12 protein-coding genes are annotated in these 12,145 nt (G+C 45.0%); 1 reads left to right on the forward strand and 11 read right to left on the reverse strand.

The window, feature by feature from the left end:
* Positions 1 to 92 precede the first annotated feature (92 nt).
* From bioD to bioB, 6 genes are all read right to left on the reverse strand, one after another.
* Complete coding sequence (gene bioD, locus HMAT_RS17205; protein WP_104384449.1) at positions 93 to 725, reverse strand: dethiobiotin synthase; 633 nt, start codon at positions 723 to 725, stop codon at positions 93 to 95.
* 128 nt (positions 726 to 853) lie between these two features.
* On the reverse strand, positions 854 to 1,684 hold the full coding sequence (gene bioC, locus HMAT_RS17210) for a malonyl-ACP O-methyltransferase BioC (protein ID WP_104384105.1): 831 nt from the start codon (positions 1,682 to 1,684) through the stop codon (positions 854 to 856).
* A gap of 15 nt (positions 1,685 to 1,699) precedes the next feature.
* Positions 1,700 to 2,407, reverse strand: a complete 708-nt coding sequence (locus tag HMAT_RS17215) for a DUF452 family protein (RefSeq protein WP_104384106.1) — start codon at positions 2,405 to 2,407, stop codon at positions 1,700 to 1,702.
* A complete protein-coding gene (locus HMAT_RS17220; protein WP_104384107.1) occupies positions 2,404 to 3,561 on the reverse strand; it encodes an 8-amino-7-oxononanoate synthase in 1,158 nt (385 codons plus the stop codon). The genes HMAT_RS17215 and HMAT_RS17220 overlap by 4 nt, the downstream gene beginning before the upstream one ends.
* Entirely contained in the window at positions 3,561 to 4,847 is a 1,287-nt protein-coding gene (bioA, locus tag HMAT_RS17225) for an adenosylmethionine--8-amino-7-oxononanoate transaminase (protein WP_104384108.1), read from the reverse strand. The genes HMAT_RS17220 and bioA overlap by 1 nt, the downstream gene beginning before the upstream one ends.
* A gap of 41 nt (positions 4,848 to 4,888) precedes the next feature.
* Entirely contained in the window at positions 4,889 to 5,968 is a 1,080-nt protein-coding gene (bioB, locus tag HMAT_RS17230) for a biotin synthase BioB (RefSeq protein WP_104384109.1), read from the reverse strand.
* A 142-nt stretch (positions 5,969 to 6,110) separates the two neighbouring features.
* On the opposite strand from bioB, the gene HMAT_RS17235 reads away from it, so the two are divergent.
* Positions 6,111 to 7,595 (forward strand): PLP-dependent aminotransferase family protein, encoded by a 1,485-nt coding sequence (locus HMAT_RS17235; RefSeq protein ID WP_104384110.1) that lies wholly within the window; start codon positions 6,111 to 6,113, stop codon positions 7,593 to 7,595.
* On the opposite strand, the gene HMAT_RS27785 is transcribed toward HMAT_RS17235, so the two are convergent.
* The 5 genes from HMAT_RS27785 to HMAT_RS17255 form a co-directional block, all read right to left on the reverse strand.
* Positions 7,592 to 7,705 carry a MepB family protein gene (locus tag HMAT_RS27785; RefSeq protein WP_104384111.1) on the reverse strand — a complete coding sequence of 38 codons (114 nt, stop codon included), beginning with the start codon at positions 7,703 to 7,705 and terminating at the stop codon, positions 7,592 to 7,594. The two genes, HMAT_RS17235 and HMAT_RS27785, sit on opposite strands and share 4 nt — an antisense overlap.
* Before the next feature lie 181 nt (positions 7,706 to 7,886).
* Positions 7,887 to 8,036 (reverse strand): hypothetical protein, encoded by a 150-nt coding sequence (locus HMAT_RS27455; RefSeq protein WP_233789415.1) that lies wholly within the window; start codon positions 8,034 to 8,036, stop codon positions 7,887 to 7,889.
* Positions 8,037 to 8,069: 33 nt separating this feature from the next.
* Positions 8,070 to 10,040, reverse strand: a complete 1,971-nt coding sequence (locus HMAT_RS17245) for a transglutaminase domain-containing protein (RefSeq protein ID WP_104384112.1) — start codon at positions 10,038 to 10,040, stop codon at positions 8,070 to 8,072.
* Between the two features lie 235 nt (positions 10,041 to 10,275).
* A complete protein-coding gene (locus tag HMAT_RS17250; protein WP_104384113.1) occupies positions 10,276 to 11,535 on the reverse strand; it encodes a carboxypeptidase-like regulatory domain-containing protein in 1,260 nt (419 codons plus the stop codon).
* Complete coding sequence (locus tag HMAT_RS17255; protein WP_104384114.1) at positions 11,522 to 12,100, reverse strand: RNA polymerase sigma factor; 579 nt, start codon at positions 12,098 to 12,100, stop codon at positions 11,522 to 11,524. Before HMAT_RS17255 ends, HMAT_RS17250 begins: the two co-directional genes overlap by 14 nt.
* Between the last annotated feature and the right edge of the window lie 45 nt (positions 12,101 to 12,145).

Consider the following 12,145-nt stretch of genomic DNA (forward strand, 5'->3'; position numbering starts at 1 on the left):
TTGTTCGGCAGTATACACAGGATAGGATTGCGGCAGGTAACGGTCAAATGGGGTTTACGGCTTGCCAAACTACATTATAAAGTGATCACTTGTTATATGACGATAAAGTTGGTTTCCGGAAACCGGGCTTGAATATATGTCCGCAGATAGCGCTGCGTATCTGCGCTAATGGTATTGTCTTCAGATAAAGGGAATGTGTTGTAAATCACTGTGTGCAGTTGAATCCTACGTCTGGCAATCGCCTCCAGGCTAAGTAGGGTATGGTTGATGCTGCCCAATTTTCCGGACGTTACAAAAAGCAAAGGATAGTCCATTTCCTTGATATAGTCTATGATCAGGTAATTCTCAGTGAGCGGCACCATTAAGCCTCCGGCACCTTCAATCAGTACAGCGTTATAACGTTGGCTTAATCGGATTGTTGCCTGCCTGATTTTTTCAAAATTAATTTCCCGTTTATCTATACGTGCCGCCAGATGAGGGGAGGCAGGGTAGCTGAAAATTTCAGGCATGGTTATTTTCTGCTTGTCCTCTTCCGTGAAAGCGATTCCCATAAGTTCACGGTGTAGGATAATATCTTCCGAAATTGATGTATTTCCTGTTTGGACTAGTTTCTGCGTTATTGTGCGTAAGCCAGCTGCATTCCATTGTTTTGCGATAAGGCCGGTTGCGTAACTTTTTCCGATCCCCGTATCTATGCCGGAGACAAAATAAATGTTGCTTTTCATTTCTTTTTTTATCATTTAATTTTTAGTATATGGCTGTTGTTAATCAGTTCTCGTATTGATTCATTGCTTGCTTGGTTTTTGACAGATTTCTCTCGATCAGCCGATGTGCATATAGGCATTTTTTCTGTTTATCGGTTCCCCCTTTTCTGTGCAATGATATAGATGGGATGGTAGGTCAGTGTAACCTGCCTTCCTACCGTATAACTTGCTGTATAGGCGTTACAATAAGCCTGTAGTTTGCCTTTTGTCCAGCAATGGCTTGTTATGCCTGTCACGCCGGTTTGTCTCAGGTGATCAAGCACCTGTAAAGGGCTGTCAAGGTATAGTGTGAGCAGTTCTTCCTCCGCGAGCAGGATTTCATAGTCCAGGGCGAGTAGTTCGGCTACAAGTTCCGATTTCGAACGATAACCGAGACCTACCGCTGTTGTTGTACTCATCTCGTGCATATTCTCCTCGCCAAAAGTGCTAAAGGCCAGCATGCCATTTACCAGGAGAGCGGAATGACAGCGTGCAAAGAAAGAATCCAGGCGTTCAAACCATTGGATGGTGGAACAGGAGGCAATCACATCCAATTGTTCGGGGAAGGGGCAGCTTTCGGCGTCATCACAGATAAAGCTGTATTGGCTTGAAGGTTGCTGCGGCAAGGACTCCTGCGGTAAATTTTGGGCTGAACGCTCCGCCGGTGACTTAACCATATCCCGAACCTGGGTTATCATCTCTGGACTGATGTCATTGAAGAAGACATGTTTTGGTAACAAATGTTGGAGCAATAGTCGGGAGAAAAGGCCGGTTCCGCAGCCTATTTCCAATACGCGGTCTGGTCTCATTGGAATAAATCGCTGCAACAGCGTGATCATTTTTTCGGCAATTTGGCCTTGGATCACTGCTGTTGAATGATAACTCGGTGCGGCTTTGGAAAATCGGAATCTAACCCGCTGTTTGTCGATCGCTATTTTCATTTTAAACTACACATTTTAAACCTGCTGCAAAAGCTCTTGAACTAATTTTTCAGGATAATGGCCCGCATCGAAAAACCTGTGCGGGGTATGATTCCAGGCGCGTTGCTGATTTTCAGGGCTAAAAATTCGGTCTTCCGTTCCGATGTAAGCCTGATCCCATTGAAAAGCCGTACTTGAATACGCTTCGACCTGCTTTTCGATAGCGATCAGCTCCTTTTGGAGGCTTTCGATATCACGCTTCGGTGCGTTGGCAAGAAACTGTTGCAACAGCTCCCTTGAGCCACACATCCGTAGCCGGAATTTATCCAGTGTCCGTTCGCTCAGTGTAGCGAGGGTACCTTTGAATACTTGGCTGGGAATACCTTTTTCATCATCGATCGGAAACGCTGTACCATTGATTGCCGTACAGGTACGGATTGGATAATTTCTGGATTTCAGTCCGGGTAATACTTGTGCGGCGGCCCATACCCCCATAGACCAGGCAAAAACCTGGATCTCCTGATATCCCCAGAGCAGGCTTTCGTCCAGTGCCAGGGAATGGTAGTCATAGGCAATGATCAGATCCCGGTCAGACCTACCGTTTGCCAAAAAGGGCTGTTCATCCATTCCCCAGCCTGCAAAAAATAACACGAGCGTTTTGTTGGGTGGGCTGGTATAATCCATCAGAATTGGATTGTCCGGGCTTACGGCATGAAGTACCGGGGAGATTTTTTTGAGTATCATAAGCTTGCTGCAAGTTGGTGGATGAGTGACGTTTTTATGCCTGCTGTTAATGAAATGCGTATCCTTGAGGTTCCTTCCGGTACGGTGGGTGGGCGGATAGGGAGTACATAAAACCCCTTCCGTTGTAGGTCTTCGGCTTTCAGTACTGCCGTCTTGCTGTCTCCGATAATCAGGGGAAGAATATGGCTTTCCGAACGACAATCATAACCTTTTGCGAGGATCTCCTGTTTGAGCAATTCGCTGTTTTTATGGAGTTGCTGACGGCGCTCTGTGAAACCGTCCAAGCGTTTTAGGACAAATAAACTCCACATGAGGTTGACCGGAGGAAGAGCTGTTGTAAACAGTAGTGTTCGCATTTTATTGACCAGATAATCGCGGATAGCTTGCCGGCAGACAAGATAGCCGCCCAGGGAAGCCAGCGCTTTTCCAAAGGTTCCGGTCAGGAAATCAATCTCAGCAATGCAATCTTGTTCTTCGGCACAACCCAGCCCCTTTAGACCGCGGACACCCACTGCATGGGCCTCGTCGACATAAAGCAGAACGTTGGCATAGCGATGTTTGAGACTGACCAGGTAAGCTAAGTCTGTGCAGTCGCCGTCCATACTGAAAATACTTTCGGTGACGATAATGATGCGCTCAAAGCGGGAAGCATACCTTGCCAATAATTCTTCGAGATGGGCGTGGTTGCCATGCCGGTAACGGAAATGCGGAGCCTTCGAAAGTCGGATGCCGTCAATTAGACTGGCATGTACCCATTTGTCGGCCAGAATGAGGGTGTCTCTATGGCAGATAGCAGGAAGGATACCCATGTTCATGTGATAGCCACTGTTAAAAACCAGTGCGTTTTCAGTCCCAAACATCATGCTGAGCTGCGTTTCAAGTTCTGCGTACAGCATATGGTTGCCTGTCAACAGGCGTGAAGATGAGGCGCTGAAAATCGCATTGTCCTTATCGAGCAACTGAAGGAATTCTTCGCGTAGCGCGGTATCTCTTGCGAGATCCAGGTAGTCGTTTGAGGAAAGATTATAGCTCGCTTGCTCTCCCTTTCGTATGGTATTTCCCTGTTGAGTAATCCAGGGGAGCTCACGGCTATTGCCTTGTTTTTCGAGTTCATGGAGCTCATCCGCGAAGCTATGTAATCGATTTTTTTCCATTAATTGATTTCTTTGACAACCCGGAGCAAAGCCTGTGTTAACCTGTCTAGCTCCGCTGTACTAATAATAAAGGGCGGCATGATATAAACCAGTTTGCCAAAAGGCCTGATCCAGACACCTTGCTCAATAAATCGTTGTTGTATGTGGGCCATGGAGACTGGGCTTTTCATCTCGATGACAGCGATGGCGCCCAGCACCCTTACATTTTCCACCTGAGGGAAGTCTTTTGCCGGAGCAAACGCTTGCTGTAGCTGTGCTTCGATGGATTTTACCTTTGCTTTCCAGTCTGTGGACAACAATAATTTGACCGACGCATGGGCTACCGCACAGGCCAGCGGATTAGCCATAAAAGTTGGGCCGTGCATAAATGTGCCGGGATAACCATTGGAAATCGTTTCTGCAATAGCAGTAGAGGTAATGACGGCCGACAAGGTCATATATCCACCTGTCAATGCCTTGCCGATGCAGAGGATATCCGGTTCTACAGCGGCATGTTCGTAAGCAAAGAGCTTTCCCGTGCGGCCGAATCCCGTGGCAATTTCATCAAATAGCAATAGGATGTTATGCTCTTTACAAAGTTTAGCTGCCCGGCGCAGGTATTCCGGATGATAAAAACGCATTCCTCCGGCACCCTGGACAATGGGTTCAAGGATTAGTCCGGCCAATTCGTCCCGATGTGTCCGGATCAGCTCTGCCAGGGAAGCAATATCGCTCCCGTCCCAGGATTCATCAAACCCGATCTTGGGGGCTTCTGCAAAATAACGTATTGGAAGGGTATTGCCGAAAATGCGGTGCATTCCGGTTTCAGGATCGCATACGGACATGGCATTCCAGGTGTCACCATGGTAGCCTGAACGAACGGTGACAAAATTAGTTTTGTTGACCATGTTTTGCGCTACCCAGTATTGTACGGCCATTTTAAGTGCCACTTCCACGGCAACGGAACCGGAATCGGCGTAAAATATTTTTTCGAGCGAAGGTGGAGTGATCTCGAGAAGTATTTTACCCAGCGCAATCGCCGGTTCGTGTGTCAATCCGCCAAACATCACATGGGACATGCTACCGAGCTGGGCAGTTACCGCAGCATTTAATACTGGGTGGTTATAGCCATGGATGGTACACCACCAGGATGACATCCCGTCGATAAGCTGCTGCCCATTGTCCAGTTCAATCGTACAACCCTCGGCGCGACGTACCTTGTAGGCCGGTAGCGGATCTGTGATGCGGGTATATGGATGCCATAAATGCTGTCTGTCGAAATCGTCCGTAGCGTTGTATTGTGTCATTATTTTTATTTTGTTTTCAAAAGCTGAACACTGACTTTGTTTTATTTCTCCTGTTGTTTGGCAAGGTTTCGTTCAATGCTATGATCGGGTCTCGACCATTGCGGGCGTTCGCCCAATGCATGATATTGAGCGGCTTCTGCCGCGATTGTTTCGGGCTGGCTTTTTTTCTCAAAGGGCTGTTGCGGAATCAGGCCCAGGGTTTTGAACATCGCGAGGTCTTCATTGATGTCGGGATTGGGGGTCGTAAGTAGTTTGTCGCCTGCAAAAATCGAGTTGGCACCCGCAAAAAAGCATAGTGCCTGTCCTTCGCGGCTCATGTTACTACGGCCTGCGGATAGACGGACCTGTGTCTGTGGCAGTAAAATACGTGCGGTAGCAACCATACGTACCATTTCCCAGATGGATATTGTTTCCATCGCTTCCATCGGTGTGCCCGCGACAGGAACCAGCGCATTGATTGGTACCGATTCAGGTTGTGGTAGGAGAGCGGCAAGTGTAATCAGCATATCCGCACGGTCGGCTATGGTTTCGCCCATACCTATAATACCGCCGCTGCATACAGTAATATTGGTTTTACGCACATTTTCGATGGTCTCAAGACGGTCACCGTAACTTCTGGTCGAGATGATTTCTTCATAATATTCTGCAGAAGAGTCCAGGTTGTGGTTATAGGCATAAAGTCCGGCCTCCGATAGCCGTTGTGCCTGATTTTCGGTCAGCATTCCCAAGGTGCAGCATACTTCCATGTCGAGTCTGTTGAGTGTACGTACCATATCCAATACCTGGTCAAACTCAGGCCCGTCTTTGACATTACGCCAGGCAGCACCCATGCATATCCGCGAACTGCCGCCAGCCTTGGCGGCCAGGGCCTGTACTTTGACCTGCTCAACGCTCATCAGTCGTTCGGCCTTCACATCAGTATGGTACCGCGCCGCCTGGGGGCAGTAGGCACAATCCTCCGGACATCCTCCTGTTTTTATGGAAATCAATGTGGAAACCTGTACTTTATTCGGGTCATGGTGACGGCGATGGACCGTCGCTGCTTCGTACAATAGTTCCATAATCGGCTTGTTATATAGGGCGACAACTTCGGCTTGTGTCCATTTTCTTTCAATGCTCATGTTCTTCTGTTTGATCGTTTGTAAATCAGTGTGTTGTTGTGATAAAATTACCTGTGTTTTAAATTTTTATAAACGTATTTTTTTGGATGAATTGCAAAGATTACAGTTTAAACATTAACTTTGGTAGTCCGAAATAAACATAATGAGTAGTCCGGTAAGTATAGCTTTTCATTCAATTATTAAGATTGATCGCCGCAAGGAGGATGCTGTTTATATACAGATCGTCTATCAATTTATTAATGCTGTCAAACGCAACCTGCTGGAGGAGGGGGATCTTCTCCCGGGAAGCCGAAAGGTCGCTACGGAACTGAAGGTGCACCGGAAAACCGTTGTCGCCGCATTAGCCGAACTGCAAGAGCAGGGCTGGGTGGAGATTCTGCCAAACCGAGGTACCTTTGTGAAAAACCCCGAACGTGTTGCTAATGCAGCTTCTCCGGCTGCAGCTTTTCGGCAGCCTCCGGATCGGGCTCCATATCCTTTTAGACGGGAATTGATTCTGGATACGCCTGTGTTTGAGACTCCCGAAAAATATTATTTTACGGACGGCACCCCAGATTACCGGATCATAGAGACCGAAGAACTGGTACGTTTCTATGCATCGATGGTGAAACGGAAAAAGAAGAGCGATGAATTGCCGGCCACGGCCGACGGGAATCTGTTTTTCAGGGATCAATTGAGTTATTATCTCAACCTAACACGTGGGTTTCATCTCTCCCGCAACTTTTTACTGCCCATTGCCAGTCGGGAACAGATCTTTTCTATTTTATCACGTTTATTGATCCAGCAGGGAGATATCGTGCTGGTCGAAAGTCTAAGCTATTTTTTGCCGAATATGATCTTTAGCCAAGCCGGCGCCAGATTGAAAACAGTACCTTTGGATGCTGCCGGGATGGATATTGATTACATCGCGGCACAATATAAACCCGGTGAGATCAGATGTGTGTATATCAATACAAAATGTCAGTACCCGACCACTGTAAGCCTTTCGGAAAAAAGAAAAATACAACTGCTGCAGCTGGCCGAGCAGTATGATTTTATCGTGATCGAAGATGATGTTGATTTCGAGTCTTCGTTGATCAAAGGTAAAGAGGAATCCCTTTTTCGGAAGAATGGCGGTCAGCGTGTCATTTACACAGGTAGTTTCGGCCGTTTTCTAGATCCTGGTTTTCAAATGAATTTTTTGATTGCCCCACAGGATCTTTTGGAAGAAGGGAAAAAATACCTCAATCTTTTTGGGAAACCCAATTTTATGATTGAAAAAACATTGGGTGAAATTATCCATCAGGGTGATATATTTCGTTATCAACGCAAATTTCAAAAAATAGTCGCTGAGCGAAAAGACTTATTTGCACAATTGCTGCATAACCATTTTGGAGATAAGATCACCTTTGAGGTTCCGGTTTCGGGATTAGCCTTTTGGGTCCGGTTTAATTCCAGTTTTTCACTAACCGCCTTGCAGGAAAGAGCAAAGGAAAAAGGTGTGTTGCTGCCCAGTAATTGCTTGTATCAGAACAGGGCCATCACTGCTCTCCGGTTAGGTTTTGCCCATCTCGATGAAAGGGATCTATGCGAAGCAATTCAGCTGCTGCATGAGGCTTATCAGGAACTAACCCAGGATATGCGTTAATTTTTCCCTGACGTCTGGATTGGGGGCTCATCGTCAATTGTAAATGGGATTGTCTGACCTTGGCTGCCGCGTTTCCAGAAAGTAACGAACTGTCCTGTCTTTTTGAACATCAAATCCTACGCAAGTCTCCTTTCGGAAAAGGGGCGGAGATCCATCGAAGATTGATTTGCTGTCGCAGTGAGCATCATGGCGGAGAAACGAAAATAAAAAAGACAAGAAAAAGCCCGGAGAGGAATCAACCGGGCTTAGAGATTATATAAGGGGAATAATACTTGCTTAAAAAGTGAAGACCTAGTCTTCATCGGTGATAATGTCATCACCATCTAACTCGAAACCTTCACCGAGGAAGGTATGTTCTAGTTCGAATAATTCTGAATCTTTAATCATTTTATTTCTTCTTTTTTGATATTCAAATTTATCATCTTTATTTAAGCTTATCATCAATATAACATGAAGTTTTTGTTAAGGAGGTGATTAGATTTTCTTTAGTGAAATATCCAGTTTCTGTGCTTGGATGATCCGGCTAAAAAACTCCTTTAGATCAAAATATTCTTCAGGCAGAAACAGTGGTTTGTTGAATTGGGTTGCGCTTTCAATAAGCAGGACACTCGGATCTGCATTGCTGACCTTAAAAATATAGCGGGCTGCACGTTCCGGTAAAGCCATACTGATATTTTTTAATTTTGTTTCGGGAGCGTAGGAATATCCTTTTGGCAGTTTTATCTCCATGTAACTTTCCTCCTGGATCAGGGAGCCAAAATCAATCGGATAATTACGTTCGGTCAGGTTAAAAGGATTTTTGGAGGTTTTGCTATCTAAATAGGGGTTAAATGCCAGTTGGTCATTCTGTAGATTGGCAAAATTTTCAATTTCAATTTCAAACTCTTCTGTTAGCGGTTTGTCCAGGGAATCCCGATTGGATACCTTAAAGCTGTTGATTTTGATCCGGTTGTTTTCCTCATCCCATTTTTCGTAAAACTCCTCTTCAGAGTTGCTTTCCTGTAGGCGTTCACGCATTCTTGATGCCATATAGCCATTCCGAGAGGTTGTCCATTTTCCTTTGAGCATGCCGTTCTCCATTAATTCACCGTAAAAGAAATTATGCTGCGAGGAAGACAGTTTTGATTCCAGTTTTACCCAGTCGGATTCGCCAGTCAAAGGAATAGAACGGCCTTGATAATTGACACATTTTAAGGGAATATTTCCGAATGGTTCATAGGGTGAAGTGGCATCCAATAAATAATATTCCTCGCCAAGTTTTACCTGGGCAACGACATGGTTGAATTCCGATATTGCGGGCGCATACAATCCTGCATAACCATTGTCGCGAGTTGATAGGATAACCGGGATAGCCTCCAGTTGCGCGTAACGAAGCGCATTGACCAGTCCAAGATTGATGTCGGCGCTATTGCCCGTTCTTTTCTCCAGCGCTTCCTTGATGTTTTTTGCATAGATGGAGTGCTTGTTGTTCCATTTGATCTGTTTCTGGAAGTAGGCGTAGAGACGCGAAGCCTTTCCGATGTCATTGTTTGCCCCCCGCAATACAGGTTCAATAAAATCCTTCAATGCACCTTTTCGTTTAACCTGGCCACCAAAACTTTCGTCTGCAACCAATTTTTCCCGTACATTCTCCCAGGTGAGGGAGAAGTCTTTTGTGGGTCCCATTGGGATACTATACCGTCCGAGTTCAAAAAATAGAATAGACCGGAAGTTTTTCGAAGAGGTCATATAGTCTTCACTGTGGAAGGCCGGAATATTCTCCATGATATAGGTCGTTCTATTGCCCAGAATGTCACCGATTTCACTATGCAGCCCTGTGTTATAATTATCTGTTTTGCGGTCTTTAATAGGAAAGCCTCCCTTTAAATTGGATTTATAATGACAGATTTCCGGTATGCGTGTGACATATTCACTGTAGATTTTGGGGATTTCCTCCTGAAATTCCCAGGCATTGAGATTGAAAATAAAGGGTGATTCCGTTTTATAGCGATATTCAATAATTGTTCCCTCCTGAACCTGTGGGATGGCTGCCTTGGTCAGGGAAAGGTTTTCCGAAGAATTTTCATTAAAGATATTGGCCTTTGTCATTTCAGTTTCGACAATTTTGTCTCCTTGCAGATGATAGGAGGCTCCTTTGATATCAGTGACGGTTTCACGGTCATTTCCACTTTTAAAGAGCGGGATGCTGAAGTTTGCATGCTGGTAACCTTCCTTGTTCAAAATTTTGATCCGGACGTGTTTGATAAATTCGACAACTAGGCCGGCATGTGAGGTGTAGTTGACCTGTGCGGAGCCGTATTCGCGGATCACAAATGCATTGGCTGCAGTGTCTAGTTGACCAATATCGATGGCGAAATCCTCTTTTTTTAATTTACCAAATGAAAAATCTTGGGCATGAGCCAAAAAACTGCCGAAAAGAAGCAGGCCGGTGAAAAAACCTTTCATAAAAAGTCACTATATGGTTAAGAATTATATAGCGAATGTATGAAATAATTTTAAAATTTTAGCGGATAAAATTTTGTGTTAAAATCCTTGTTTTATCAACAGGTTTAGGCTTACGGCATCTTAGAGAAAGAAAATAAAAAGGGTCGCTCACCAAAGTAAAGGTGGGCTCTGCAGCTGTGCTCGGGCAATAATTTAGCGGAAAGCTATTCGCTGAAATGGAAGGAGATGGTGGATTTTAATACGTAAAATCAAAAGTCAGTGTGACGTATCGGTTGTCTTCACCTTGCCATTTTGGGCCTGAAAGTAAAATCTCTTTGGCTTTATTGTCCAGATAATCATTTGCACTTTGTAAGATGTTGATATTGGACGGGAACCCATCTTTATCTATATAGAAACTTAGGCGTACCGTGCCTTCATACCGGCTGTTGGCTGTTTTCTTCTTGACGTAATTGTTAAATGATTTCCATCCCCAGACCGGCTCTGCGCTTTTTGTTTTCCGGGAGGACATGGTGGTGACTACCACTTCCTCAAGTGTTGCACTGGAAGGTTGTAGTTTTATGTTCAGGTTTTTGTTGCGGCGCATATTTAAGGCAACCGTATTGTAGCCCACAGCCATAATATCAACCAGCGAGTCTACTGTACTTGGCTGGATAGTGGCTTTGCCCTGAGCATCGGTATTTGTAGCCAGTTTACTGTTTGGCTGCATGATCGTAACACCCGAAATCGGCAGGCCTGTCTCTTTGTCACGTACAGTGACCTGCAAAGGGTTTCCGCTCGTTTGCGGGCTAACATTGACGCCAGCTACACGGCCGGCAAGGGCATTGAGCTGATCGCCTCTGATAATAACATTACTTCCTGTGACACGCTGTTTTGCTGTTGGCGCGTAACCGTATACCACTGCACTATCCATCAATTTTGAATCGCGTATGGATCTATCCGATTGAATGCCCCTATTCATTTCAACCGGGGCTACACGCAAGGACTGTTCCTTAAGAGCGGGGATGGCTTCCTCTTGTTTATGTTGGCGGATATCAGAAGGTTTGTTGTTGTCAGCCAAACGAGGAATATCCTGTTCTTTGAGATCGGGCTCAATAACAGTTGGGGCAGCAGTATCGGGCTGAGGGCTTAACTTTGATGACGGTGCATCAGCCGGCAAGGCTATATCAGCTGTACGGTTTGCTTCGGACGGGTTTTTCTGTTGTTGGAAATAGATAATCCCTATGCCTAAAATAGCAACCACACTGGCGGCAATGGCCAGTCGTTTCCAGTCAAAGACTTTTACTTTTGCCTCTTTTTTGTCTTCGACACGTCGTGCAATGCACGCATTGAGTTCGGAAGAAACAGTGTTGTTTTGATCCATTTCTATACCCATAAGAATATCCGCCAACATGGGATCACGTTGGGCCTCACGTTCAATGGCATACATCTCTTTGGGAGAAAGTAGGCCATTGACGTATTTCTTTAAGTACACTATGTCGTAATTACTGTCGCTCATTCCAAGCCTCCATGCAATTTTTTAAATTCCGCTTCCCATTCTGGATATAACTCTTCACTTCATTTAAGCTATATCCTGTCGAGTCGCTGATCTCTTTGTAACATTTTTCCTCCAGAAAAAAGAGTCTGACGGACTGTTGCTGTTTGTCCGGTAATTTTTCCAGACAGCCTTCCATGGCCGTCAATTGTTCTTCTTTTTCGTCGTGTTGTTCATACTGATGCAGCTCTTCGGGATATTTCACAAATTCATCCAAAGAAATTTGTGATTTGTTCTTTTTTGACCTTAAATACATCAGGCAATGGTTTTTGCTCAACACATATAGCCATCTTGGAAAGTCTTTGATTTCTTGCTTATTAACTTTGTAGATAAGCTCTTCAAAAATATTCATCACCGCATCTTTGCTCAGTTCTGGATCTTGAAGATACCGCAAACATACATAATATACCATCTCGGTATGTCGTTGATAGAGGTCGCCCAATACCTTGAGATCTGTTGTCTCCTGATACTGTTGCAAGAGCTCATGATCTTGCGTTGAATCCTTTTTTGACGACTTGAATGCGAACATTTTATTTGCTAAAAATATTTTTTTTTTCTGGTTTATGGAAATTTA

The organism is Sphingobacterium sp. HMA12 (assembly GCF_002933815.1).
GTDB lineage: Bacteria > Bacteroidota > Bacteroidia > Sphingobacteriales > Sphingobacteriaceae > Sphingobacterium.

Bases quoted from the DNA above. Each gene is read 5' to 3' on its own strand.
- bioC (WP_104384105.1), bottom strand. From the start codon at position 1,684: ATGAAAATAGCGATCGACAAACAGCGGGTTAGATTCCGATTTTCCAAA.
- bioD (WP_104384449.1), bottom strand. From the start codon at position 725: ATGAAAAGCAACATTTATTTTGTCTCCGGCATAGATACGGGGATCGGA.
- HMAT_RS17215 (WP_104384106.1), bottom strand. From the start codon at position 2,407: ATGATACTCAAAAAAATCTCCCCGGTACTTCATGCCGTAAGCCCGGAC.
- HMAT_RS17255 (WP_104384114.1), bottom strand. From the start codon at position 12,100: ATGTTCGCATTCAAGTCGTCAAAAAAGGATTCAACGCAAGATCATGAG.
- HMAT_RS17245 (WP_104384112.1), bottom strand. From the start codon at position 10,040: ATGAAAGGTTTTTTCACCGGCCTGCTTCTTTTCGGCAGTTTTTTGGCT.
- HMAT_RS27455 (WP_233789415.1), bottom strand. From the start codon at position 8,036: ATGATAAGCTTAAATAAAGATGATAAATTTGAATATCAAAAAAGAAGA.
- bioA (WP_104384108.1), bottom strand. From the start codon at position 4,847: ATGACACAATACAACGCTACGGACGATTTCGACAGACAGCATTTATGG.
- HMAT_RS17220 (WP_104384107.1), bottom strand. From the start codon at position 3,561: ATGGAAAAAAATCGATTACATAGCTTCGCGGATGAGCTCCATGAACTC.
- bioB (WP_104384109.1), bottom strand. From the start codon at position 5,968: ATGAGCATTGAAAGAAAATGGACACAAGCCGAAGTTGTCGCCCTATAT.
- HMAT_RS17235 (WP_104384110.1), top strand. From the start codon at position 6,111: ATGAGTAGTCCGGTAAGTATAGCTTTTCATTCAATTATTAAGATTGAT.
- HMAT_RS27785 (WP_104384111.1), bottom strand. From the start codon at position 7,705: ATGTTCAAAAAGACAGGACAGTTCGTTACTTTCTGGAAACGCGGCAGC.
- HMAT_RS17250 (WP_104384113.1), bottom strand. From the start codon at position 11,535: ATGAGCGACAGTAATTACGACATAGTGTACTTAAAGAAATACGTCAAT.